A 24,292-nucleotide genomic window follows, 5' to 3' on the forward strand; every position below is an offset into this window, starting at 1 on the left:
TTTTACTGCTTAAAAATCCATAAAGACTAGTCTCTTTTTCTAAAAAAACTCTAAAAAGCGAGAAAAACCTTAAACATATATCGTCTCGTAGAGATGTCATATTTTGTGAGATAGGAGCAAAAGCATATGTCATTGAATATAGACAAACAAAGAGGTATTTATTTTGAATAAAAAGCCATTTTTGAGATTCCAGTGGAGCCATCGTGCGAAACTTCATCGGGAACTGGTCAAAACATACAACTCAATTTTGTACAATATTCCTTTCGATCTTAAATATAGCATCGGGAAAAACCTTCGTTCCAATCAGAAGCCTTATTCATTGGTGCCAAACTTAAAAACCATTGTTCAAGTAGGTTCACCTAAAGACACGCTCCATTCTGGCCGTTCTAGAGGCATGTACTTTTGTCTATTTGCTGAATCAGAATGCAACGTTGTTGTTGTCGAGCCTGACCCTAAAAATGTAGAGGAATTCAACTCAATCATTACGCAGAAAGGGCTTACAAATTCTGTAGTTGCTCCATACGCTGCATGGTCAGAAAACACCGACTTAAGTTTATATGTCGACCGCAATCATCCTGCGACCAACTTCACCGCTGGATGCACCGAATATGATGAGAAGCGGATGGGAGACTTCTGCGATATCAAAGTACCAGCCAAAACAATTGACACTGTCATTGCAGATCTCGGACTCAAAGACGTCGACCTAGTCAGTATTACAACCAACGGATCAGAGTGGGATATCATTGATGGAATGTCTCACATACTAGAGGCTGGACTAAAGTATCTATGTATTGCGAGTGGTTCTCCAGATGATGCATCGCTACACAAAAGAATGAAAGATCTTGGTTTTGAGTTCAACGCTTATGACGATCGCGGATGTACATTTTCACGAATAGAGTCAATATGATGACATCACTATCATGAACTCTAGCTATCAGCCTCTTATCTTAATTGGTGCAGCACGATCGGGCACAAAACTTTTGAGAGATAGCATTGCATGTCATCCTCATGTCGATAAAGTACCTTACGATATCAACTACGTTTGGAAGTTTGGAAATGAGGATATACCTCATGACGAATTGAAAATCGATGATTTAAACAATGCTATCAGGACAAAAATAGCTAGCGCGATTGATCGATTTAGTAGAGGCTCTCCATATATTATTGAAAAAACAGTAAGTAACTGTTTAAGAGTGCCCTATGTTGCTTCTGTTTTTCCTGATGCAAAATATCTGCATATTGTCCGCAACGGATTTGATGTCATTGAATCTGTTGCACGGCAATGGACAGCTCAACCTGACTGGCAATACATATTCCAGAAAGCACTTACATTTCCCATTCTAGATGCCTTCGGATATGGAATATCCTATACAAAAAAAACTATTCAAAGCCTATGGGTTAGCGACAGCAAGAACATAGCCACTTGGGGGGTCCGCTATGACGGAATCGATGAAGACATAAAAGTGAGAAACCTACTAGAAGTTTGCGCAATTCAGTGGTCCCAATCAGTTTCTAAGGCTTCTGCTGGCCTAAAAAATATAAATAGCGAAAATTTATTACTAGTCCGCTACGAAGATTTCGTAGAAAACCCTAATTTAGTACTTGAAAAGATTGCTGAATTTGCGAACATAGATCTAAGTCTATGCTTAAAAAGCACAGACTTAGGCGCAATTCGGAAGGATGAAGTGGGTAAGGGCATACGCACACTGACCCTAGAGCAGCGAAAATCAATTTCACCAATTATAGAAAAGGAGCTAGCTCTTTTTAGCTACTAATAATTTCGTCTTTACTCGCACATCGCATGGATAAATTTCTTCCCTTTGCTCAGCCAGATATTGATGAGCAAGAAATCAATCAGGTTGTCGATTCACTCCGGTCCGGCTGGTTGACAACAGGTCCCAAGACAAAACAGTTTGAGACACAGTTCAGAGAGTTCCTTGGTGCCAATGTTGAAGTCGTTGCTGTCAATTCTGCGACAGCAGGCCTACATCTGGCTCTTGAAGCAATTGGGATTCAGCCAGGGGACGAAGTGATCACCACCGTTCATACATTTACCGCAACGGCGGAGGTGATTCGCTACCTGGGAGCAGATCCTGTATTTGTTGATATTAACCCTACTACCCTCAACATAGATGTTGAACAGATAGAAGCGGCTATTTCCGAACGAACAAAGGCAATCATTCCCGTACATTTGGCAGGTTTGGCCTGTGAGATGGATGCAATTTTAGATATCGCTCAGCGGCATAATCTCAAGGTTGTTGAAGACGCGGCTCATGCCTTACCCACAAGTTATCGCCAGCAGCTGATTGGCACACTAGACAGCGAAGCTACGGTCTACAGCTTTTATGCGACGAAGACAATCACAACAGGTGAAGGTGGAATGCTGGTAACGCGCAATCGAGCCTTGGCCGATAGAGCACGTATCATGCGCTTACATGGCATAAACCGCGATGCTTTTGATCGATATACATCTACTAAGCCATCCTGGTATTACGAAATCGTGGCACCTGGATTTAAATACAACATGACCGATTTAGCTGCATCTCTGGGTATTCCCCAGCTTGGAAAAGCCTGGAAATTCCAAAAGCGGCGTGCTGAGATAGCAAATCATTACAATACAGAATTGTCTAACCTCCCTTTAAAGCTGCCCGCTCATCCAAACACCGGGGATATTCATTCTTGGCATCTCTACATCATCCGCCTACAGGAATCAAGCAATCTGACACGTGACGATTTTATCCAGAAGATGGTTGAGCGAGGCATCGGTTGTAGCATTCACTATATTCCGCTCCATCTACATCCCTATTGGCGAGAGACCTATAACCTCTCTCCTGCAGACTTCCCTATCTCTTTAGCTACCTATGAACGTGCTGTTAGCCTTCCTCTCTATACAAAAATGACAGATGATGATTCTACCCGGGTTATTGACGCTGTCAAGGAAATTCTCCTCTGATGAAAGCTAAGCGAGGGTTTGACTTTGTCTGTGCTTCGCTAGGCTTACTCATTCTTACGCCTCTATTTGTAGTCATCGCCATTGGGATTAAGCTCGATGATCGAGGATCTATTCTCTTTAGGCAGATACGTGTGGGGCAGCTTGGTCATGAGTTTGAGATCTATAAATTCAGAACGATGATCACGGATGCAGAAACATTAGGTCAGCAGATTACCGTCGGCAATGATTCACGGATTACGGGCATCGGTGCCTTATTAAGAAAGTACAAGCTAGATGAGTTACCGCAGCTCATTAATGTCTGGAAGGGTGAGATGAGTCTTGTCGGACCGCGTCCAGAGGTTCCCAAATATGTCAACCTTTACACCCCAGAGCAACGGAATGTTTTGAGCGTGCCGCCAGGCATTACCGATTTAGCATCAATCCAATTCAGGAATGAGAATGACCTTTTGGCCGGGGCATCCAACGCAGAAAAGACTTACGTTGAAGAAATCATGCCCAGGAAGCTGGAACTTAACCAAATTTATATTAGTCAAGCAAGCTTGCTCTTCGACTTACGTCTTATTCTAGAGACGCTGCGCCAAATTGTCTTGAACTAAGGTTTTACTGAATCTATTCACTAATGCTAGTGCGCATCGCTTCTATAATTTTTACAGATCAAATCAAGTGTTGAGTTCTCAAGCTAATATCTAGCATCAAGGTAGGATGATGTCATTTAGAATCTACGGTTTCCGAAAGTACAAGCGAAGAAACTGCATTGGCGATTAGGGATATACCCCCTCTCCAACACACAAATGAGCTAAAATTTCTGAACTAAGGGCCAGTCAGTTGTGAGCTTGGCAAACGATAAGGCATAAGAAATTAGGGAGCCTTACCAAGCAACGCTCCACTCACATTGGCTCATCACGTTACTCACTCAAGAGAGTGAGTTGAATTCTACATACCATAAGTCCTATGCCAGCAGAGTATCAGCTTGAAGAAGAAGTCATCGATCTAGGGAAATATTGGCTGATTCTCAAGAGGCGCTGGTTACCAGCTACGATCATCTTCCTGTTGATGTTTTCAACCGCAACTCTTGCTGCATTTCTGAAGGCTCCGATATATCAATCACAAGGCACGCTTCGGATTAAAGAATCGCAGTCTGGCTTAACAGAACTTGACCTAGGAGGAATTAGTCCCTTATCCGGTGACAGCAGTCCTTTAGACACCGAGATTGAAACCATTTTATCCGTCCCTGTACTGCAAGAAGCCCTGAAGCAGCTAAAGCTAACAGATGACGAAGGGGAACCGCTCAAGATTTTTGACTTCGAAGAACAACTCAGCATCAAAAAAGCTAGAGCTGGCGATGTTATTGAGCTTGCCTACGAATCAGAAGACCCTGAAGAAGCGGCGTTAGTCATCAACACCTTAATGAAGGTGTACTTAGCTGACAACCTGCGCATCAATCGTCTAGAGGCATCATCAGCTCGGCAATATATTGATCAAGAACTCCCAAAGACAAGGGAAAAGATAGAAAATCTCGAAGAACAACTCCGTCGCTTCAAAGAGACCAACAAAATTGTAGCCATTGATAAAGAGGCCGAAGTCGCGGTCGAAGCAGTCATCAGACTCGCCGAGAAAATTAATGAAGCACAGGGAAGAGCAATTAGTGCTCAGGCACAATCTGACTCTCTACGTAAACAGTTAGGCATAGACAAGCAAAAGTCCATCGCCAGTACCACCCTAAGTCAATCACCCGGTGTTCAAGTTGTTTTACAACAACTGCAAGAAGTGGAGGGTCAATTGGCCGTGGAAGGAACTCGCCTAACTCCAGAGAACCCGATACTTCAGGATCTACAAGAGCAAGCATCTACCTTACGAGCAACACTTCAAAATCGAGTAGGGGAAGCTTTAGGAGTTCCATCATCTCCGACTCAGGGGACTGGGCAACTCCAGGTCGGCGAACTGCAGCAAAGGGCAACCAGCGAATTGGTACGTTTCGAGACAGAACGCTTAGCAGCGGAACAAGTTGCGGCAGCTCTGGCTACATCTCAAACTGACTTTCAACAGCGAACAGAGGCAATCCCCGCCCTTGAGAAACAGCTTCGTCAACTCCTGAGAGATGTTGAAATATCGCAGGAAATTTATGCGAACCTCGTTAGAAAATTGCAAGAGATTCAAGTCCTAGAGCAACAAAATCTGGGCAATGCGAGAATTCTATCGCCCGCATTGATCCCTGAAGAACCGATCGCACCTCGAAAGCTGCTGTATATCTTTTCAGGATTCGTTTTAGGCAGCTTGCTAGCCTTTGGGGTCGCACTATTGCTAGATTCTCGAGATAAGTCCGTGAAAACGCTAGAAGATATCAAAGCACTGTTCTCTGACTACACGATGCTAGGCGTCATTCCTGCGATAGAAGGCGTCCAGACGAAAATCAAAGAGAAAGGGGCAAGCGTTGCAGCAGATGTAAAGCGCGATCTATACGTTCGCGATACCCCCAACTCCCCCCCCAGTGAAGCAGTCAGAATGGTGCAGTCGAATCTCAAGTACCTCAATTCTGACAAGCCCCTCAAAGTCATTGTCATGACCAGCGGCATCCCTTCTGAAGGGAAATCAACCGCATCAGCCAACTTAGCGATGGCGATGGCAGAATTGGGACAAAAAGTCTTACTGGTAGACGCTGATTTACGCCGTCCAGTCCAACATCGAACGTGGGAGCTCTTAAATCGCGTGGGCCTCAGTGATGTATTAGTCGGTGAAGCAACGCTAGAGGATGCCATTCAAGAAGGTGAGACGAACTTAGATGTATTGACGGCCGGCGTGTTGCCGCCGAATCCATCTGCGTTAATTGACTCTGACCATATGGTCAACTTACTGCAGGAGTTTGGCAGACGGTATCGCTACGTGATCATTGACTCACCGCCCTTGAGTGCAGCAGCTGACACGCTCACACTCAGCCGGATGGCTGATGGATTGCTACTCGTCGTACGTCCTGGCGTGGCTGAAACGGGAAGTGTTGCTTTGTCGAAAGAATTGCTCAAACAGCCAGGGCACAATTTATTGGGTGTAATCGCTAATGGTGTGACGCCAGATCAACAGCCCTCCTATAGTTCCTATTACTACTCATACAACCAAATAAACCACGAAGACTCCGAGCCCTCAGTTCCCATTGGTGATGTCCCCGTAAAAAGCAAAGATCGTCCTAGGGAGTAACTCAGAAACAGAGATGCAGCCTATTCTGATTGGCAAATCTGTAGTGCTTCCATCGACTCTGAAACAGTGCGATACCGAGCCTGAAGATCAGGGTGGGTCATTCGTTCAATCACTGAACGGAGTGAGAAAGGAACCTGTGGTAGAGCCGTCCATTCAATATGTTGATCTGTTCGCCTGACGTTGAAGTACTGCCCCTGTTCCTGGCCGGTTAGCAAAAAGAGCAGCGTAGATCCTAATCGATACACATCTGATTGCACGGTTGGTGGAACTGCGGGAAAAGTGCCAAAGCCGGCCGCCCTAAGACTACCAAAGTTAGTGAGGACCGTACCTTGTCCCTGAGGGCGAATAAGAACATTGCTCGGTGTAAGATTTTGATGAATTATGGTTGACTCGTGGGAGTGAAGAGCCTCAAGGCTATCACCCATAGATAAAAGGAATTTGATGGCTATTGGCACCGTCGGTCTTTCTTGCCGAACCCACTCTTTCAAACTCACACCAGAAAGATGCTCCATAACAACATATCGGTAGGGACCTTCATAGAGAAAATCCACAACCTTAACCACACCTGGATGGTTGAAAGCACGCAGCCGTAGCACTTCCTGCTCAAATCGAGCTTGAGCTTGCGAAAAAATCTCAGGCTTAAACCGCCTGAGAACATAGAAAGAAGCCTTCTCTGAAAGGTCCTGAACGAGAAAAGCAGCCTCTCGTTCTTGAAACTCTAAGATTTGGACCACTTGAAAGTGCCCAACCGTCTCTCGTGCTTGGAGTAGCTCGCCACAGTGAATACAGAATCGATTGCCTGGTTCATTATTTTCGTGGGCACAATAATTTACGGCCAATTGCTGTTCCTCATCCAAAGCTTGAGAGCAACAATCAGCAGCCTCCCTGGAAACAGAAGACAATTCCTGCATGCTTAGCTCAAACCTCAGCACAGGCCCCGAAAGCCCTAATTGGATGAGGTCTCCATCAACAATATCTGCCTGAGTCACAAACTTTCCGTTTACAAGCGTTCCATTGGTTCCAAGCCCCTGAAGTTGCCATCCCTTTTGAGCAGGGCTAGAATCAGCATCAGAGGAAGTAGGACTCAGTTCTAGATGATAGCGAGAGACCTGTTCGTCAGCCAAAACGACGTCATTATCAAGTGCACGCCCGACTTTAACCCTTGCATGTAATTCAAATTGCCATTGCTGATGCTCAGAGTCTAGAAGTATTAACGTAATCACAAAGACTGCAACCGTAGAGGGTTAGGAATCAATGCCCCGTTCGAATATTTTGCTGCTGAGGGTGTACTTTGATCCGGATGGCTAATACGGTCACATTATCGTGGCCATTATATTGATTGGCAAGATTAATGAGCTGATTCACACCTTGCTGCAGACCCGTCCGATGATCCAAGATTGGCATTAAATGAGTTGAGCAGTGCGTTTCTAAAAGATCATGGTCCGTCAACCCATCCGAACACAGGAGCAGCACTGTATCTTCAGCAATCGTAAGAGAGGCAATTTCTGGCATAATCTCTCCATTCTTACGAGGACCCAAGGCCTGGGTTAGCTGATAGGCATCCGACCGACCATAGGCAACCTTGGGGTCAATTCCCCGTTGAATCTCTTGCTGACCCACTTCGTGATCAACCGTCAACTGCTCCAACCCTTGGCTAGCAGTAAGGGCATAAATACGACTATCCCCGACGTGGGCCAAGAGAACTTCAGTATCTTGAAATAAAGCAAGAACCATGGTTGTCCCCATACGATCTTGGCTTGACCTCGCCCCCTTGCCCTCGTTGACTTTATAGATCGCTTGATTCGCAGCGAGAACCGACTCCATAAGGCTATCGTGACTCGGTAGCGCATCATCCTGCCACCGTTGGTTGATCTGTTGAACGATGGCTTCTGTAGCCAAAGCACTGGCCACTTCACCCTTAGCATGTCCTCCCATACCATCACAGAGAACGTATAACCCTCTTAAAGAAACCGCGTGACGCTTAGGATTGCTCTGCTGAGTAAATTGATGGCTGATGAAAAAGAAGTCTTCATTATGTTGGCGCTCTCGCCCAACATCTGTCTGACCAGCAGCCTCAGCTTCTAGCATCTGGCTAGGGAGAATGTCAGTCACATCATCTCCTTCAGCAGGCTCTAAGGCAGAGAATTCAGGCGAGGTACTGGAACCTATCATTTCAGGAGTCACCTCTAACGGGAGTTTATCGCTCATAGGTTCTCGTGCTTTTGGTCATCCGTAGAGTAACAGTTTTTACCTACACACAAAAGCACATGTAAAGAGGTCTCAGAATCAGCACTATCGATGAGGAGCAGATGGCTCAACCAGACAGCGGAGCTGCTCAATCTCTTCCACCGTGAGAGACCTCCATTGACCAGGAAGCAGCGCCTCTAGGCTAAGAGGGCCGATGGAAATCCGAATCAGCCGTAGGGTGGGGAAGCCAATGGCTGCCGTCATACGGCGCACCTGTCGATTCCGCCCCTCGGTCAGGGTCATCTCAAGCCAGGCGGTCGGCACAGTCTGCCGTACCCGAATCGGCGGGTCGCGCGGAGGCAGATCAGGTGCCCTCGGCAGAAGCTTAACTTGGGCTGGACGGGCCTGATATTTTTGAATTTTGATTCCCTGGCTCAACGGTTCTAAATCATGGGAAGCAGGAATCCGCTCAACTTGCACCCAATAGGTTCGAGGATGAGAAAATCGAGGGTCGCTGAGACGATGCTGCATCCAGCCATGATTGGTCAACAGCAGCAAGCCTTCACTATCCCGATCTAAACGCCCTACCGGATATACATCTGGAACCGGAATATAGTCTTTGAGAGTTATGCGCCCTTGTTGATCGCTAAACTGGCTCAGGACACCATAGGGCTTGTAAAACAGAATATATTTCTGCACGATCACGGTTCTACAGTTTCTATCTATCCTGGTGGCCAGTCATGAAGGGCGTCAATGAGGAGCACTAAATTGTTGCAAAGCTGGACCATTGATCACCAATTCTGGTTACGCTTAAACGAGATTACTTTTAACCGGATAAGCTGGGATGGATCTACTCCGATCTTTGCCGATAGGAACATATCTCGAAGAACCGACAACTTGGCTCCATCGCCTTGATCCCCGTGTGAAGCTGGTGTGGCTGATGACCTTTTTGTTGACGCCTTTACTGGCAAGCTTTACGTGGCGACTAGTACTGGTCATTATGCTTGTGTTGTTGACGAGTACGGCCATTCCACTAAGGGTGTGGCGTCAACAAATGGGCCTGCTCTCAGCCCTGTGCTTTGTCGTGTTTGCGGTAACAGCGGTGATGCCAGATGGCTTGGCCGCGCAGCATCAGCCTCGACTCCCCAACCAAGAACTATCGTTTGTAGCAGCAACAGAGACATCGTCTCAAGCTAAGCCACCATCAGTGGAAGTGGCTACTCGTCAACCTAACGACCCACCCTTCGATTCTTTTAGGTCCTATCGCTACATTCTCTTCCAGGCAGGTCCAATCAAAATTACGAGAAGATCTCTGGAGCTTGGATTTCGACTCGGCAGCTTACTGTTTACACTGATCTATGGAACAACTTTATACCTATTAACAACAGCTCCAGAAGAGATCACGACAACCTTAGATCTAATGCTGCAGCCGCTGCGGCGATGGCGCATACCGGTTACAGAGCTAACGCTGACATTAACTTTGGCCCTACGCTTTATTCCCCTCGTTCTGGAGGAGGTGCAGAATCTGGTTCGTTCCGTGCGAACGCGTGCCATCAACTGGAAAAAACTCGGCGTCAAAGGCGCCTCACAGATCTGGCTATTGCTGGCCGATCGCTTGCTCGAGAATTTATTTCTTCGGGCTGAGCAAATTGCCAGTGCAATGCAGGTCCGTGGTTTTACGGCTCCTAACCAGCATCACGTTCAGTGGAGCCAATTACAAATCCGCTTTCGAGACTGGATTGCATTGCTGCTGGTCCTCGGGGTTTGGGGCCTGCGGCTTTGGATGGGTATTGATACATAGTCCCTCTAAAACACGTTAGAAATGAGTCAACTTCTCCCCTGGTATTGGCGATCGCAACCCCTCGCCCACCGCACTGGCTCAATGATATTTGCGGCTTTGTTTCGCAGGTTTACCGTGGCAACGCTACTCGAAAGTCCACCCTCGTCTCTTAGTCGTTATTCTATCTGTGCTGGCCCCCCTCGAATCATCAACCATCAGCCTCAGCTTTGGACTCCTGCTGCGGATAACATCCTTGCTTGTCTTCGCAAGCGACTCCAGCAAGCTTCTGGCAATTTATCGTCAGCCCCCCCACCTTCTTTACCATTTACTGGAGGCTGGCTTGGCTGGCTTGGCTATGATTTCGCGTGGGAGATAGAAGATCTACCTCGAATCAACAGTGATCCCCTACCCTTTCCGGTTGCCTACTGGTATGAACCTGAAGCCTTCGCTGTTCTTGACCATCAGCAACAGGAGCTCTGGCTAGCCAGCAGTCACCCAGACCAGCTAGATGAACTCGAAGATCGCCTGCAGTATTCGGACTATGATGATTCTCCGGTGGGAGGAGACCTCTTAAAACCGAGTGTGTTGCTGACCAGTCACGCCGACTATAAGGAGATGGTGAGATCGGCTCAGGAACACATCCGAGCAGGTGACATTTTTCAGGCTAATCTTTCAACTCGCTTTGTTGCTCAAGCACGTCTTGATCCCTGGGACCTCTATTGTCGTTTATACAGTATCAATCCCTCTCCCTTCGCCAGTTATTGGCAAACCCCTTGGGGAAGCGTCGTCAGCTGCTCGCCCGAGAGGCTTGTGCAGCTCCGAGGAGAACAGGTTCAGGTTCGTCCGATTGCTGGGACGCGGGCACGAGGACAAACCTTGACTTTAGATCAGTGCCTTGCTCAAGAACTATCGACCAACGCCAAAGAACAGGCAGAGCACATCATGCTAGTTGATCTAGAGCGGAACGACCTTGGACGCGTGTGCCAATGGGGTTCAGTGGTCGTAGACGAGCTGCTTACGATCGAGACTTACAGCCACGTCATGCATCTCGTTAGCAATATCAAAGGACTGTTGACGCCCACACACGATGTACTTTCACTCATTCGAGCGGTCTTCCCTGGCGGCACGATTACGGGCTGTCCTAAGGTGCGCTGTATGGAGATCATTGAGCAGCTGGAGCCAGTGCGGCGCAGTCTGTTTTATGGCTCTTGTGGATACTTAGATTATCGAGGTCACCTGGATCTCAACATTTTGATTCGCACTCTCTTGGTTGTGCCGGAACATGAGTTTGCGCCCCTGCGGCAGCAACCGGTGAAGATCTGGGGACAGGTTGGCGCAGGAATCGTTGCAGATAGCGATCCTCAAAAAGAGTGGGAAGAATCGCTGCAGAAAGCCCAAGCTCAGCTCATAGCACTACGGCAAATGACAGGCCATATATAGATTTCCGAGTTTCCAGTATAATTAGCAAGTCCTATCGTTCGCTAAATGATCGTTCGGGCATCACGCTTTTTTCGCCGCTAATCGTTAATCGCAGTATTTCAAACTGATTTTTCTGAGTCTTTACAGTCCTGCTAGTACGATGTCCCACTGTTATTCAGGGTTCAGCATGCAAGTCCCAGATAGCAACACATGATCAGCGAAACGTATCTGAGCCACCCAAGCTTTGGGCTGCTGTTCAGCCTGTGCCTTATTGAACCGCACCGTACGCTCTATACAACGCTGTACGCACAGCGCCTATTTTTCATTGTTTGCACAGATACACCGGAAATTGAGTTTCAGGCCGTGAGCCGTAACGAGGCTCGCATTATCGTTGAAGGTCGCCTGCGAACGCTGAGGCGTTCCGGGACGGCTTCAGCCTACGATCAACTCAAAACTGTTCATCAACAAACGTTTCAATGACAGACTCTGGAAGAGCTGTGACAATTGCCAACCGGATTGCAGCTATCTCTCAGCAGTTGCCGCCTCAGACACGGCTGGTTGCCGTCACTAAAAAAGTTTCTATCGCTTCAATGCGTCAAGCCTATCAGGCTGGGATCAGAAATTTCGGAGAAAGTCGCATCCAAGAGCTAGAGGAAAAGCAAGCTGAGTTAGAGGACTTAAGGGATGTGACGTGGCATTTCATCGGACACCTGCAGCGGAATAAGGCGAAGCAAGCTGTTGAGCTCTGTGAGTGGATTCATTCAGTCGATAGCCTAGCCCTTGCTCACCGATTGAACAGGCTAGCAGCGGATCGACCTCAGCGACCGAAAATCTGCCTACAGGTCAAGATACTGGATGATCCCAGCAAGTATGGCTGGTCTGCCACTGGCCTCAAAGCAGAGCTGAGCGAATTCCTGCAATGTAAAAATTTGGATATCCAAGGATTAATGACTATTCTGCCACTGGGGCTGAGCGAGGCCCAACAACTGGCGGCCTTCGAGCAGACGCGCATCCTTTCAGAACAGCTCACGCAGCAGACAGATAAAGTTCTTAACTTAAAGGAGCTCTCCATGGGCATGTCTGGAGATTATCAGTTGGCTATCCAGGCTGGGGCCACCCTAGTACGGGTAGGGCGTTTGATATTCGGAGAGCGCTAGTTTTTACTCTACAGCACACAATCCAAGCTCTAAATTCGAGTTTTCTATTAAATAAATTGGAATAGCCCTTGTTAAATGTGACCAAAGGTGACATTCTTTCCACATACCTTGGGCATTGTAGCTTTCTTAACTTTCTTGACTTTGTTCAACAGAAATATAAAGTTTGTTTACAATGTGGCGAGGAATATAGTTACTTGAGACGTTTACTGTATAATTCAAACTTGAAATTTTTACTGTTTCTAGATATTGATCATTATGGTTTGTCAAGGTTAGCTTGATAAGTTTAGTAAGCGTTTTCCCTGCTGAGGCTTTGGGCTAAGGTAGGTTACTGATTCAATATTTGGTTGTAAAACCCCCTACCACGAGAGTTGACCGCTGCTGCGATCGCTTGAGGATGAGTTTTATTTCAGCGAACACCGTCTACGATGGAGCCTAAATTGTGAGTACTTTGTTGGGAAAATTGAAAGAGTTCGTCGGCATGCCTGACGCAGAAGGCTATGAGGAGTATGGTGAGTACGATGAGATTCAGGGTGAAGAGTTCGCCGATCTCTATGCGCCGGAGTCTTTACAGAATTTACCCGTTCAAGAGCAGCTCAGCAGTCAACCTGATGTCACGCAAGGGGCAGAGATGAATAGCAGCACAAGTCTTAACAATGTTGTTGGTATGCCCGGAGCAAACCGATTCTGGGGATCAGCAACTGAAGTTCTCGTGATGGAGCCTCGTGCTTTCGAGGAGATGCCTCAGGTTATTCAGGCTTTGCGTGAGCGGAAGTCGGTAGTTTTGAATCTAACCATGATGGATCCAGCACAAGCTCAGCGAGCGGTTGATTTTGTTGCGGGCGCAACTTATACCATTGATGGTCATCAGGAACGGGTCGGCGACAGCATCTTTTTGTTCACGCCAAACTGCGTTCAGGTCAGCACACAGTTTGGTGTTGTGCATGAGGCACCTCAACCCCACAATCGCCCTACTCAGTCGGCTTATCAAACCCAGGAGCCAACAGCTCTTAACCAAATTGCTCAGTAATTTGCCGATTTTTGCTCTAGGCCCACTGACTGTCCATTTTTCTAACCATTGGTGAGTCTGCGGTGAGCATTACATTGGGCGTTATTGGCGGTGGCGTGATGGCAGAGGCGGTTTTGTCTCGGCTCATAGCTCAGAAGGTTTACACGGCTCAAAGCATTGTAGTCTGCGATGTCTCTCCAGTGCGGTTAAGCTACTGGAGGGAGACCTACAAGGTCAGCACGTCACCGGACAATCAATCTATTTCAGATGCGGATGTGGTTCTGTTAGCAACGAAACCGCAGGTTTTCCCCGCTCTGACTGAACAGCTGCAGCTCGGATCGTCAGCTTTGGTCATTTCTATTTTGGCTGGAATCACGCTTGGTCAGCTTGAATCTGCCTTTAAAGGTCACCCAGTCATTCGAGCAATGCCGAATACACCAGCAACAGTTGGTGCGGGTATTACGGCTCTAGCAGTCGGTCAGGCTACCAATGATGATCATTTAGAGTTGGCAGAGCATCTGTTTCGGGCTGTCGGTGATGTTGTGATGGTGCCGGATTCAATGATGGATGCGGTGACAGGTTTATCTGGCTCTGGGCCAGCCTATGTTGCGATCGCAATTGAAGCGCTCACAGATGGCGGTGTTGCCGCAGGACTCCCCAGAGCGATTGCGGCTAAACTTGCTTTGCAGACCGTTCAGGGAACGGCAGCTTTGCTGGCTGAATCGGGACTACATACCGCTCAACTCAAGGATCAGGTAACTAGCCCTGGTGGAACAACGATCGCGGGCGTAAGAGCCTTGGAACAATCAGGATTCAGATCAGCATTGATAGAAGCGGTTCAGGCTGCTTATTTGCGATCGCAAGCCTTAGCCACCCGGAGTTAGGTCACATCCATGCCGCTTGATGCCCTCTCGGGAATGGCTGCTATCCCCGCAGCCCCCACAGGATTCCACTCTGGCTTTGTAGGACTCATTGGTCGTCCCAACGTCGGCAAATCAACCCTCATGAATCAGTTCGTCGGTCAAAAGGTCGCAATCACCTCGCCCATCGCCCAGACCACACGCAACCGACTCCGTGGGATTCTCACAACTCCAGATGCACAAGTTATTTTCATCGACACCCCAGGCATCCATAAGCCCCACCACCAACTGGGCAAAATCATCGTCAAAAATGCCCAGAGAGCGATCAACTCCGTCGATGTCGTTTTATTTATGGTCGATAGCTGTAGTCCTCCAGGAGGAGGTGATCGCTACATCTTAGAGCTGTTGACGCAGATCCAAACGCCAATCGTGCTGGGACTCAACAAAGTAGACCAGCAAGAAAGCCAAAGTGCAGAGCGTTTAGATACCCAGTACCAGACTCTTGCCGACGAGCAGGGCTGGCCAGTACAGAAATTTTCTGCCCTGACAGCAGAAGGACTAGAAGATCTGCAGGCCGCATTAATTGCACGATTGCCAGCAGGCCCCTACTACTACCCTCCTGACCTAGTCACCGATCAGCCCGAGCGCTTCATCATGGGCGAACTCATTCGAGAGCAGATTTTACTGCAGACCCGGCAGGAAATTCCTCATTCCGTTGCCATCACGATTGATCGCGTTGAAGAAAGCCCGAAAATTACGCGCGTATTGGCTACCATCCACGCCGAACGCCCTTCCCAGAAAGCCATCCTGATTGGCAAAAAAGGCTCCATGCTCAAAGAGATCGGAAGTGCCGCCCGTCAGCAGATGCAAACCCTGGTGGATGGACAAATTTATCTTGAACTTTATGTTAAGGTTCAGCCCAAGTGGCGACAGTCCAAGCTGCACTTGGCTGACTTGGGGTATCGTGTGGAAGCAGAGTAGGGAATAGGTTTTGGACATTCAAACGCCCACCTGGGTGAAGCATGCCGTTTTTTATCAGATTTTTCCAGACCGACTTGCCCGAGGGTCAGAAGTAGCTCAGCATCGCTGGACTGCCAATTGGGAAGACTGGCACGCCCCTCCTACGCTGCAGGGGTATAAAGGCGGCGATCTTTGGGGCGTGATTGAAACACTAGACTACCTCCAAGATCTAGGTATCACCGCACTATATTTGACCCCCATTTTTCAGTCAGCCTGCAATCATCGCTACCATACCCACGACTACTATCAAGTTGATCCGATCCTGGGCGGCAACGTTGCCCTCAAAGCCCTCCTTGATGCGGCCCATGATCGTCAGCTCAAAGTTGTTCTTGATGGCGTCTTTAACCACGCCAGCCGAGGATTTTACTTCTTCAGCGACATTTTAGAGAACGGTCCCAACTCCCCTTGGGTAGACTGGTTCCGTATTGATAAGTGGCCACTTTCAGCCTACGACGGCTCACTACCCGCAAACTACAAAAGCTGGATCGATAATCGAGCCTTGCCAACGTTCAACCATGACAACCCCCAAGTGCGTGAATATATCATGCAGGTGGGAGAATACTGGATTGAGTTTGGGATTGATGGCTGGCGCTTAGATGTGCCCTTTGAAGTCAAGACCCCTGGCTTTTGGCAAGAATTTCGCGATCGCATCAAAGCTCTTAACTCCGAGGCCTACATTGTTGGCGAAGTCTGGCAAGATGCCCGTCAGTGGCTAGACGGTACCCAGTTTGACGGGGTCATGAATTATCTATTCACAGGCCCCACCATTGCATTTACCGGTGGAGATCGAGTCGAGAAGCGGTATGTTGAAGCTCCTGACTACACAGCAGTTCCCTCCCTTTCAGCCGCAGAATACGGCCACAAAATCCAAGAGCTGCTCATTCTCTATCCCTGGGAAATTCAACTCACACAGCTTAATTCCCTAGCAAGTCACGATACAGCTCGCTTGCTCACCATTGCCGGGGAAGATAAAGCAACAGTCAAGCTCGCAACACTCCTCCTACTCACCTTCCCCGGCGCACCCTGCATTTACTACGGCGATGAAGTGGGTTTACCGGGTGGTTTAGATCCTGACAGCCGCCGCAGTTTTCCTGAACCAGCCGATTGGGATCGTGATCTATTAGAACAGCACCGTCAGCTTATTGCACTACGGCATCAATATCCGGCATTGAGAATTGGTCGGTATCAGCTCCTGCAAACAGATGGAGACATCTACGTCTTTGCTCGCATTTTAGAAGCAGAAGCTCTCATCGTTGCCGTCAATATAGGACCAGAAACAGCAACAACAACAATAGGCTTAACACCCTTAGGAGAGGGCATCTGTCCCAACAAAATCGTGTACGGTCAGGTCCAAGTGGAAGAGTCTAAAGACGAGCGGATGGAGTGGTCAGAACAAAAACTAATCCTGAGAATTCCGGCCCGGAGTGGTTGCGTCTTGGCAGCGGACTCAGCCTAACCCCAGAGACTTTTTAGCCAAAGCTCATAGACTTTTGCTATACGTATAGGAAGCTATTGATTGGCTACTCAAAATCACAATCACAACATGAAAAGAAGAGACTTCATTTTGGGAGCGACCTCCTTAGGAGTCATCCCCCTAACACAGAATTTGCTGGAGAAACCCACCACTATGGCTGCATCACAAGAAACATTCGCCGTCAACAAAACAGAGGCCGAATGGCAGGAAGCGCTTACACCTGAGCAGTTTCGAGTTTTACGCAAGCACGGGACTGAGCGCGCAGGCACTAGCCCTCTGGACAAAAACTATTCAGAAGGCACCTACGACTGTGCCGCTTGTGGTCAGCCTTTATTTACTTCAGAGACAAAATTCAACAGCGGTACAGGTTGGCCCAGCTTTTATGATCCAATTGAGGGTGCTGTGGCAACGACAAGCGATCGCTCTCTGTTTATGGTGCGAACAGAAGTTCACTGCAGCAACTGTGGCGGACATCTCGGCCATGTCTTTAATGATGGCCCAGCGCCAACGGGCCAGCGCTACTGTATGAACGGTGTTTCGCTAGAGTTTGAGCCTGAAGCATAGGTAGTCGAAATCAGGGAGCTTCTCGATTGAGCGCTCCCGGTCCTGCAGCCTTGCTGAATCCTGGCTAGGTAAACCTCTCCATTCATACTTTGGAGACGCTGAAATAAAGCTTGGTGATCATCAGTTGAGTTGGTTAAAACGTTTACGTAGCTCTTCAACGCGAGTACGGTTCGCTCCCAAGTCTGACTGGCCGAGTCGAGAAGCGGAGCGAATATGGATGATTGACTTCTCTGGCGGTAGATAGCACTCTAAATCATCGACAAATCCCATCAGCTTACTGGTGAACTCAGCATGCAGATAGTCATCTGTTTCTGTGATCAGGTGGGTCTCTTCCATCGCCTCAATCACCTGTTTTAGCTTTGCCAATGCCTCTGCAGAACTACCGCCGTAGGTCATTGCCGCGACATGGTGGGCCGTATCTGAAGCTTGACTACTAACACAGTTGGGTGAATCAGGACAGGCAGCAAGTTTTCCATCCGTGATGCCGAGAGTCTTGGGGCGCTGACCAGAAAACGAAAAAATAGGCATAGGAGTCCTCCAGATAGACACACGCTTCTGTTGTAAACACACAGAAACGAGGAGATAGTCCTATGGTTGCCTATTTTTGTCAGCTCAGACGATAGCCTTATTTCTTCTTATCTTTGGCCTTAGACTCAACTTTCTCTTCAGCTTCAGACTCTTGCTCAGGCTTGGCCTGCTTGCTAGGAGCAACTGAATTGGCTGAGACCTCTGCACCTTGGGCCAGTTTTTCTCGCACTAACTTTGTGATGTCACTGGCAAACTCAGGGGTATCTTCCATGAACTTGACGGTTTTATCACGGCCTTGGGCAATGTTCTCACCGTTGTAGCTATACCAGGCACCTTTGCGGACAATCACGTCCATTTCTTCAGCCATATCCAAGACGCAGCCTAAGGTGGAAATGCCATGACCGAAAATGATGTCAAACTCGCCAATGCGAAACGGGGGAGCAATTTTGTTTTTAACGACTTTTACCTTAGCTCTAATCCCGAATTCTTCTGCGCCCTTTTTGAGGGTTTGAATCCGTCGGATATCGAGACGCACGGAGGCATAAAACTTGAGGGCATTACCTCCGGTGGTAACTTCTGGGTTGCCGTAGGTGACACCTATCTTCTGGCGAAGCTGATTGAGGAAGACCACGGTACAGCCAGTGCGACCAATGTTGCCGGTAATCTTCCGTAGGGCTTGACTCATAAGACGGGCCTGGAGGCCCATATGAGAATCGCCCATTTCGCCTTCGATTTCAGCGCGCGGGACAAGGGCTGCCACAGAGTCAATGACGACAACATCAACGGCGGTGGAGCGGACGAGCTGATCGACAATTTCTAGAGCTGACTCCCCTGTATCGGGCTGGGCCACCAGTAAATTTTCGATATCAACCCCAACAGCGGCTGCGTAGGTCGGATCAAGGGCATGTTCGGCATCAACAAAAGCGGCAACGCCACCTATTTTCTGCACTTCAGCAATGGCGTGGAGGGCCAAGGTTGTTTTACCCGAGCTTTCTGGACCATAAATTTCGATCACTCGTCCCTTAGGTAGGCCACCCCCCAGAGCAATATCGAGCGTTAAGGCTCCACTGGAAATAGTTTCTACTTTCATGCGGCCCGCATCCCCAAGGCGCATGATCGATCCCTTGCCAAAGGTGCGTTCAATTTGGTTAAGGACGACGCCTAGTGCCTTGTCTTTTTCGGAGCTGGATGATTTATCGGAAGCCATTGCACCTCGTGGGGGAACTAGTTTTTCATTGTAGGTGAGATCCGCCAGCCTTCCTCCCCTCACAAATCCTTTTCGAGAGGCAAGATCCATCAGCTCTAATATGCCGTTGGATCTCCCTCAGTACTCTATGGACGATCAACGCTGGGAGTCTTACAAAGAGATTGGCTACAGTCAGGAGCTAGCCGACTCCAATCGCGAGGCAGAAGGATTTTAGGGCGTCTGCCAATACGGGAAACCCTTTGAAGCCGATGCCGCCAAAAGGCTGGTGGCCGACCGCGATCATGGAGTGGTTGATTTTGGGGCTGGTCACTCTGTATATGAAGATCCGAGGTTGTTGGAGTCGGTACGGCAGGTTCTGGCCCCCTAGCCTAATGTGATTCTGTTGCTTCCGTCTCCTGACTTGGAGGAATCTATTGCGATCTTGCATGAGAGGAATGGGCAGACATCAGAGGACCAACGCTGCATAAGTAAACATTTTTTGAAGCATCCCTCGAATTCCAACTTAGCGAAGTACGCAGTGTATACAAAACTCAAAACGCCTGCTGAACCTGCCAGGAGATTTGTGCAGCTTGTGAGCCTGAAATAGGCGTCGTTGGGACAAATCAGCCAAAGGCGCTAAGCTGTAACCGTGAGTATTTTTCCTCACATACGTTGCCCATGACTTCTGGCTCTCCTAATTTACTGGTGCCGCCCACTGTTATCTCTGTGGGTGGGTTAACCAGCTACATACAGACCTTGTTAGAAGAGGATCAAGAACTGATCCAGGTGTGGATAACAGGGGAAGTTTCGAGTGCCAATCCCCACCGGAGCGGTATCTTTTTCACGCTGCAGGATCCTGATGTGGCTGCAACGCTTCACTGCGTCGCCTGGAAGTCTTACCGCGACAAGCTGGTGATTCAGCCGGAGCCTGGGGAACAGGTGATTGTGCTGGGTCGGATTCGCCTGCATCCAAAGCGAGGTGAGTATCAGCTTATGGTGTGGCAGGTGCTACCTGCTGGAGAAGGGTTGAGATCGCTTCGTTACCGTCAGCTCCGTGATCGCCTCTCGTCCGAAGGTCTATTTGATCCTGAACATAAGCTTCCGCTGCCCAAATATCCGCAAACCATTGCGGTGGTTACATCACCTCAAGCTGCAGCCTGGGGTGATATTAAACGGACGCTCAAGTTTCGGCACCCAGGGATGCGGGTATTGCTTTCGCCGGCTAATGTTCAGGGAGAATTGGCACCGGATGCGATCGCAACTGCCATTCGCAGAGTTGAGAAAGACGGACGCGCAGACGTCTTGGTCTTGTCACGGGGCGGCGGTGCCTCAGAAGATATGGCCTGCTTCAACGATGAGCGGGTGGTCCGAGCCATCAGCGACTGCTCCATCCCAGTCATCTCAGGAATTGGACACCAGCGTGATGAATCGCTAGCAGATCTAACGGCGGATGCCTATGCCCACACCCCTACAGCCGCCGCAGAATTAGCAGTGCCCCGCCTGAGCGATCTCCAGGCTAATCACGAAGAGCATATTGTGCAGCTATACGTGACCATCACCCGCAAGCTCGATCAGGTTCAAGATCAGCTACAAACTCAAAAAAAGCGACTCCATCGCCTCGGCCTAGACCGGCAGCTTGAGCGAGATAAAGCAGCCGTGCAGCAGCTCAAGCAGCAGCTGGGTCGCGCGGTGCAGCGGCGACTGCTCGCATACCAAAAACATCATCAGCTTTTACAGCAAAAGCTCGTAGCGCTGGATCCGACCGCAGTCCTTCAGCGAGGATATGCCGTAGTTAGGGCCTCTGACCGAACGATTGTGCGCCAGTCCGATGAAATCGAGGTGGGTCAGATGCTGAATGTACAGTTTTCCAACGGGCTAGCAACAGTCCAGGTCACCGAACTTGAGTCCTCTACCGGGTCATCTGATGTCTAACTCTGAGCCATACACTGACGTGACGACCCTGCCTGCCGATTGGCGATATGAACAAACGGTGGCTGAAATTGAGACGATCATTAATCAAATCGAAGCGGGAGACCTCGATTTAGCGGATGTCTTTGAGCAATTCACGCAGGCAGTAACCTACCTACAGCAGTGCGAAGCCTTCCTCGGAGATCGCCAAGGGCAGCTTGATCTGCTGCTTGAACAGTTGGGCGATCCCTCGGATCTAGGATAGACCGGCATAAGTTACATCAGTACGGGACAATGAAGAGTCAATCCCTCTTAGAGCAGTAAGACCCCATGTCCTCATCCCACGGTCTGAACCCAACAGCGCGTTCTGAATACGAGCGACCGCTGAGCTTTTGGACAAAGATGGCCTTCGGGGCCGGAGATCTCGGACCGGCCATGAGCGCCAATATCATCATCTTTTTCCAGTTGGTGTTCTTAACTAATGTGGCCGGTATTCCAGCGGGGTTGGCAGGCAGCATTCTGCTAGTGAGCAAAATTTGGGATGCCGTCAATGACCCCATCGTGGGCGTCTTAACTGACAAAACTCGGTCAAAGCGCTGGGGGCGGCGCTTACCCTGGCTGCTCTACGGAGCGCTCCCTTTCGGACTCTTTTCGTTCTTGCTTTGGATTGTGCCTCGCGTAGGCGGAGAGCTACCCAGTGTCTGGCTGTTGTTGACCTACTACATCATTGTTGGCGCGATTGGTCAGGTCTTCTATACCGTTGTAAATCTGCCCTACACGGCCATGACCCCTGAGCTGACTCAGGACTATGACGAACGGACACAGCTCAACAGCTTTCGATTTGCCTTCTCTATTGGAGGCAGTATTCTGTCACTCATTTTGGCGCAGATTATTTTCTTGCAAATTCCAGAAGAACAGCGGGAGCTTCAGTATCTGGTGCTGGCGGGTTTGACCAGTGCGATCGCAACTCTCGCTCTCTACTGGTGCGTTCTAGGAACCCGAAAGCGAGCCTTAGTCTTTGAAGCACAGCGGATTCAAGATAGCTCAGAAGAAGCGATCCCCCTCCTACAGCAATTCAAACTGGCCCTTGGCAACCGTCCATTTTTGTTTGTGATTGGGATTTATCTTTGCTCCTGGCTAGCAGTTCAGATTACCGCCAGCATCATCCCTTACTTCGTTGTTAACGTGATGCAGCTCAAGCAGGCCGAAGTTCCGCCAGTTCTCATCGGTGTGCAGGGGACGGCTCTAGTGATGCTGTTCGTGTGGGGGTTTCTCAGCAAAATTTGGGGCAAGAAAGCCGTTTATTTTATGGGCATGAGCCTGTGGATTATTGCCCAAATTGGACTCTTTTTCCTACAGCCGGGCCAGATCGGACTGATGTATATCCTCGCGGTGATGGCTGGAGTCGGCGTCTCAACGGCTTATCTGGTGCCCTGGTCTATGATCCCAGACGTGATTGAGCTGGACGAACTGCAAACCGGGCAGCGTCGAGAGGGTGTGTTCTATGGCTTTATGGTTCTGCTACAGAAATTTGGATTAGCTCTAGGGCTGTTCCTCGTAGGACTAGGCTTACAAAGTGCTGGTTTTCTAGAAGCTGCGGCTGGGGAACCTTTACCCGTGCAGCCAGCGTCTGCTGTTCAGGCGATTCGCCTAGCAATTGGCCCCTTGCCCACATTGGCACTGATTGCGGGGTTGGTCCTGACCTATTACTACCCTATTAGCCGGGACGTTCATGCTGAGATTTTGCTAAAGCTGCGAGAGAGGCGCCTGAGCAGCGATCAAAAGCCACAGGAATAGCCTGTTTATGAGAAAGGCATCACTCTATGTAAAGATTGCATATTTGTATTAAGAAATACTTCTTAATATTGCTAATGTTGTTAACTTGTGCATTGTAAATTGCTTTTGCAAGCTATCTGGGAGGAATAGATTGATGCCTTCAACGTTTGGCAAATCTGCAAACTAATATCCAAGTCGTTCATGCGTAGGCCCTTGGAACCTTAGCACCTATGCTTCATCCTCGACTGCACTTCTCTCCCATTGATTGTCTAGTTTTTAATTTATGTCGATATGGCTCAGCTGCGGGAAGACCGGTAGCGTCCCCACTGATGCCGATATTTTGATAAATCCTGATTAATTTTTTCGTATGGCTTCAGTTAAGTACTGGGGGCTGGTGTATCTACGTGATTTTGTATGGCCGCTGGCATGAAGCGCCTACAGAGCACCGCTAGCCCTCCTATTGGAGAGTATTCTCATGAAAATTCAAGGTAAAACGGCTCTGGTAACAGGAGCTTCCCGCGGAATTGGTCGGGCCATTGCTCTAGAACTGGCCCACCAAGGAATCAGATGCTTAATCTTGGTAGCCCGCAATCATCAGCGCTTGAGCGAGGTGGCCTCCGAAATTGCTGCCATGGGCGTGAGGGCCATTGCTCTACCGCTAGATTTGACTGAGACCCCCGCCGTCAGAATCGCTGCGGCACAGGTTTGGCAGCGTGATGGACCGATTCACCTGTTGATTAATTGCGCTGGTGTGGCTCACCAGTCCCCCTTCTTGAAAGCCCGCCTCCCTCAAGTTCAGCAAGAGATTGCTCTCAATCTGATGGGTACTTATACCATTACGCATCTTCTGGCCCGCAGAATGGCCCGCAGGCAGGAAGGACGGATCGTCAATGTCTCTAGCTTGATGGGCAAGATAGCGGCTCCCACAATGGCCACCTATTCAGCGACCAAGTTTGCTTTAGTGGGCTTTACCCATGCTCTACGCGGTGAGCTAGCCACCCATAACGTTCAGGTTACAGCTCTGCTCCCCTCCCTCACTGAGACTGACATGGCCCGCGATTTAGAGCGGTTTCGGTGGGTTATCCCTACCTCCCCTGAGGCAGTGGCTCGGGTTCTAGTCGCTAGCCTTGATAGAGAGTCTGCAGAGATTCTTGTGGGCTGGCAAAGTCATTTAGCCGTATGGTGTAGCCGCATTGCGCCGGGCCTGCTCGAAAAAGTAATTCAGGTGACAGCTCCTAAGGCTCTAGCCCTCAAGTTTGGCGCTGTCGGAGCGTCTCAAATCTAG

General features: G+C 49.0%; 23 protein-coding genes. 18 read left to right on the forward strand and 5 right to left on the reverse strand.

Features of this window, described 5'->3' with window-relative positions:
- Positions 1–163 precede the first annotated feature (163 nt).
- From C1752_RS13785 to C1752_RS13805, 5 genes are all read left to right on the forward strand, one after another.
- Positions 164–907 (forward strand): FkbM family methyltransferase, encoded by a 744-nt coding sequence (locus tag C1752_RS13785; RefSeq protein ID WP_110986659.1) that lies wholly within the window; start codon positions 164–166, stop codon positions 905–907.
- Positions 908–920: 13 nt separating this feature from the next.
- Complete coding sequence (locus C1752_RS13790; protein WP_110986660.1) at positions 921–1,775, forward strand: sulfotransferase; 855 nt, start codon at positions 921–923, stop codon at positions 1,773–1,775.
- A gap of 26 nt (positions 1,776–1,801) precedes the next feature.
- Positions 1,802–2,953, forward strand: a complete 1,152-nt coding sequence (locus C1752_RS13795; protein ID WP_110986661.1) for a DegT/DnrJ/EryC1/StrS family aminotransferase — start codon at positions 1,802–1,804, stop codon at positions 2,951–2,953.
- Positions 2,953–3,549: a sugar transferase gene (locus C1752_RS13800; protein WP_110986662.1), complete on the forward strand. Its 597-nt coding sequence runs from the start codon at positions 2,953–2,955 to the stop codon at positions 3,547–3,549. The genes C1752_RS13795 and C1752_RS13800 overlap by 1 nt, the downstream gene beginning before the upstream one ends.
- A 355-nt stretch (positions 3,550–3,904) precedes the next feature.
- The gene (locus tag C1752_RS13805) at positions 3,905–6,142 is read left to right on the forward strand and encodes a GumC family protein (RefSeq protein WP_110986663.1); all 2,238 of its coding nucleotides are present in this window, start codon (positions 3,905–3,907) and stop codon (positions 6,140–6,142) included.
- A 20-nt stretch (positions 6,143–6,162) separates the two neighbouring features.
- On the opposite strand, the gene C1752_RS13810 is transcribed toward C1752_RS13805, so the two are convergent.
- From C1752_RS13810 to C1752_RS13820, 3 genes are all read right to left on the reverse strand, one after another.
- Positions 6,163–7,365, reverse strand: a complete 1,203-nt coding sequence (locus tag C1752_RS13810) for a protein kinase domain-containing protein (RefSeq protein ID WP_110986664.1) — start codon at positions 7,363–7,365, stop codon at positions 6,163–6,165.
- A gap of 28 nt (positions 7,366–7,393) precedes the next feature.
- Positions 7,394–8,350, reverse strand: a complete 957-nt coding sequence (locus C1752_RS13815) for a serine/threonine phosphatase (protein WP_110986665.1) — start codon at positions 8,348–8,350, stop codon at positions 7,394–7,396.
- Positions 8,351–8,434: 84 nt separating this feature from the next.
- Complete coding sequence (locus tag C1752_RS13820; protein ID WP_110986809.1) at positions 8,435–9,031, reverse strand: pseudouridine synthase; 597 nt, start codon at positions 9,029–9,031, stop codon at positions 8,435–8,437.
- Positions 9,032–9,173: 142 nt separating this feature from the next.
- Here C1752_RS13820 and C1752_RS13825 point away from each other — a divergent pair, with 142 nt between their 5' ends.
- From C1752_RS13825 to msrB, 9 genes are all read left to right on the forward strand, one after another.
- Positions 9,174–10,130, forward strand: a complete 957-nt coding sequence (locus C1752_RS13825) for an energy-coupling factor transporter transmembrane component T family protein (protein WP_110986666.1) — start codon at positions 9,174–9,176, stop codon at positions 10,128–10,130.
- Positions 10,131–10,151: 21 nt separating this feature from the next.
- Positions 10,152–11,549, forward strand: a complete 1,398-nt coding sequence (locus C1752_RS13830) for an anthranilate synthase component I (protein WP_110986667.1) — start codon at positions 10,152–10,154, stop codon at positions 11,547–11,549.
- Between the two features lie 189 nt (positions 11,550–11,738).
- The gene (gene pipX, locus C1752_RS13835; RefSeq protein WP_110986668.1) at positions 11,739–12,008 is read left to right on the forward strand and encodes a transcriptional coactivator PipX; all 270 of its coding nucleotides are present in this window, start codon (positions 11,739–11,741) and stop codon (positions 12,006–12,008) included.
- The gene (locus tag C1752_RS13840) at positions 12,005–12,685 is read left to right on the forward strand and encodes a YggS family pyridoxal phosphate-dependent enzyme (protein ID WP_199464396.1); all 681 of its coding nucleotides are present in this window, start codon (positions 12,005–12,007) and stop codon (positions 12,683–12,685) included. Before pipX ends, C1752_RS13840 begins: the two co-directional genes overlap by 4 nt.
- A 439-nt stretch (positions 12,686–13,124) precedes the next feature.
- Entirely contained in the window at positions 13,125–13,712 is a 588-nt protein-coding gene (locus tag C1752_RS13845; RefSeq protein ID WP_110986669.1) for a cell division protein SepF, read from the forward strand.
- A gap of 62 nt (positions 13,713–13,774) precedes the next feature.
- The gene (proC, locus tag C1752_RS13850; RefSeq protein ID WP_110986670.1) at positions 13,775–14,575 is read left to right on the forward strand and encodes a pyrroline-5-carboxylate reductase; all 801 of its coding nucleotides are present in this window, start codon (positions 13,775–13,777) and stop codon (positions 14,573–14,575) included.
- A gap of 9 nt (positions 14,576–14,584) precedes the next feature.
- Positions 14,585–15,532, forward strand: coding sequence for a GTPase Era (gene era / locus C1752_RS13855; RefSeq protein ID WP_199464397.1), 948 nt, complete (start codon positions 14,585–14,587; stop codon positions 15,530–15,532).
- A gap of 10 nt (positions 15,533–15,542) precedes the next feature.
- Entirely contained in the window at positions 15,543–17,027 is a 1,485-nt protein-coding gene (locus tag C1752_RS13860; RefSeq protein ID WP_110986671.1) for a glycoside hydrolase family 13 protein, read from the forward strand.
- A 171-nt stretch (positions 17,028–17,198) separates the two neighbouring features.
- Positions 17,199–17,609: a peptide-methionine (R)-S-oxide reductase MsrB gene (msrB, locus tag C1752_RS13865; protein ID WP_110986812.1), complete on the forward strand. Its 411-nt coding sequence runs from the start codon at positions 17,199–17,201 to the stop codon at positions 17,607–17,609.
- Positions 17,610–17,729: 120 nt separating this feature from the next.
- Here the strand turns inward: msrB and C1752_RS13870 are convergent, their stop codons facing one another.
- The gene (locus C1752_RS13870) at positions 17,730–18,137 is read right to left on the reverse strand and encodes a DUF1499 domain-containing protein (protein WP_110986672.1); all 408 of its coding nucleotides are present in this window, start codon (positions 18,135–18,137) and stop codon (positions 17,730–17,732) included.
- Positions 18,138–18,234: 97 nt separating this feature from the next.
- Positions 18,235–19,344: a recombinase RecA gene (gene recA, locus C1752_RS13875; protein WP_110986813.1), complete on the reverse strand. Its 1,110-nt coding sequence runs from the start codon at positions 19,342–19,344 to the stop codon at positions 18,235–18,237.
- A 657-nt stretch (positions 19,345–20,001) separates the two neighbouring features.
- On the opposite strand from recA, the gene xseA reads away from it, so the two are divergent.
- The 4 genes from xseA to C1752_RS13900 all read left to right on the forward strand — a co-directional run bounded on the left by xseA (position 20,002) and on the right by C1752_RS13900 (position 24,292).
- Positions 20,002–21,255 (forward strand): exodeoxyribonuclease VII large subunit, encoded by a 1,254-nt coding sequence (xseA, locus tag C1752_RS13885; protein ID WP_110986674.1) that lies wholly within the window; start codon positions 20,002–20,004, stop codon positions 21,253–21,255.
- Positions 21,248–21,496, forward strand: a complete 249-nt coding sequence (gene xseB / locus C1752_RS13890) for an exodeoxyribonuclease VII small subunit (protein WP_110986675.1) — start codon at positions 21,248–21,250, stop codon at positions 21,494–21,496. Before xseA ends, xseB begins: the two co-directional genes overlap by 8 nt.
- Before the next feature lie 65 nt (positions 21,497–21,561).
- The gene (locus tag C1752_RS13895) at positions 21,562–23,028 is read left to right on the forward strand and encodes a glycoside-pentoside-hexuronide (GPH):cation symporter (RefSeq protein ID WP_110986676.1); all 1,467 of its coding nucleotides are present in this window, start codon (positions 21,562–21,564) and stop codon (positions 23,026–23,028) included.
- 454 nt (positions 23,029–23,482) lie between these two features.
- A complete protein-coding gene (locus C1752_RS13900; protein ID WP_110986677.1) occupies positions 23,483–24,292 on the forward strand; it encodes an SDR family NAD(P)-dependent oxidoreductase in 810 nt (269 codons plus the stop codon).

The organism is Acaryochloris thomasi RCC1774 (assembly GCF_003231495.1).
In the GTDB taxonomy this organism is placed as follows: domain Bacteria; phylum Cyanobacteriota; class Cyanobacteriia; order Thermosynechococcales; family Thermosynechococcaceae; genus RCC1774.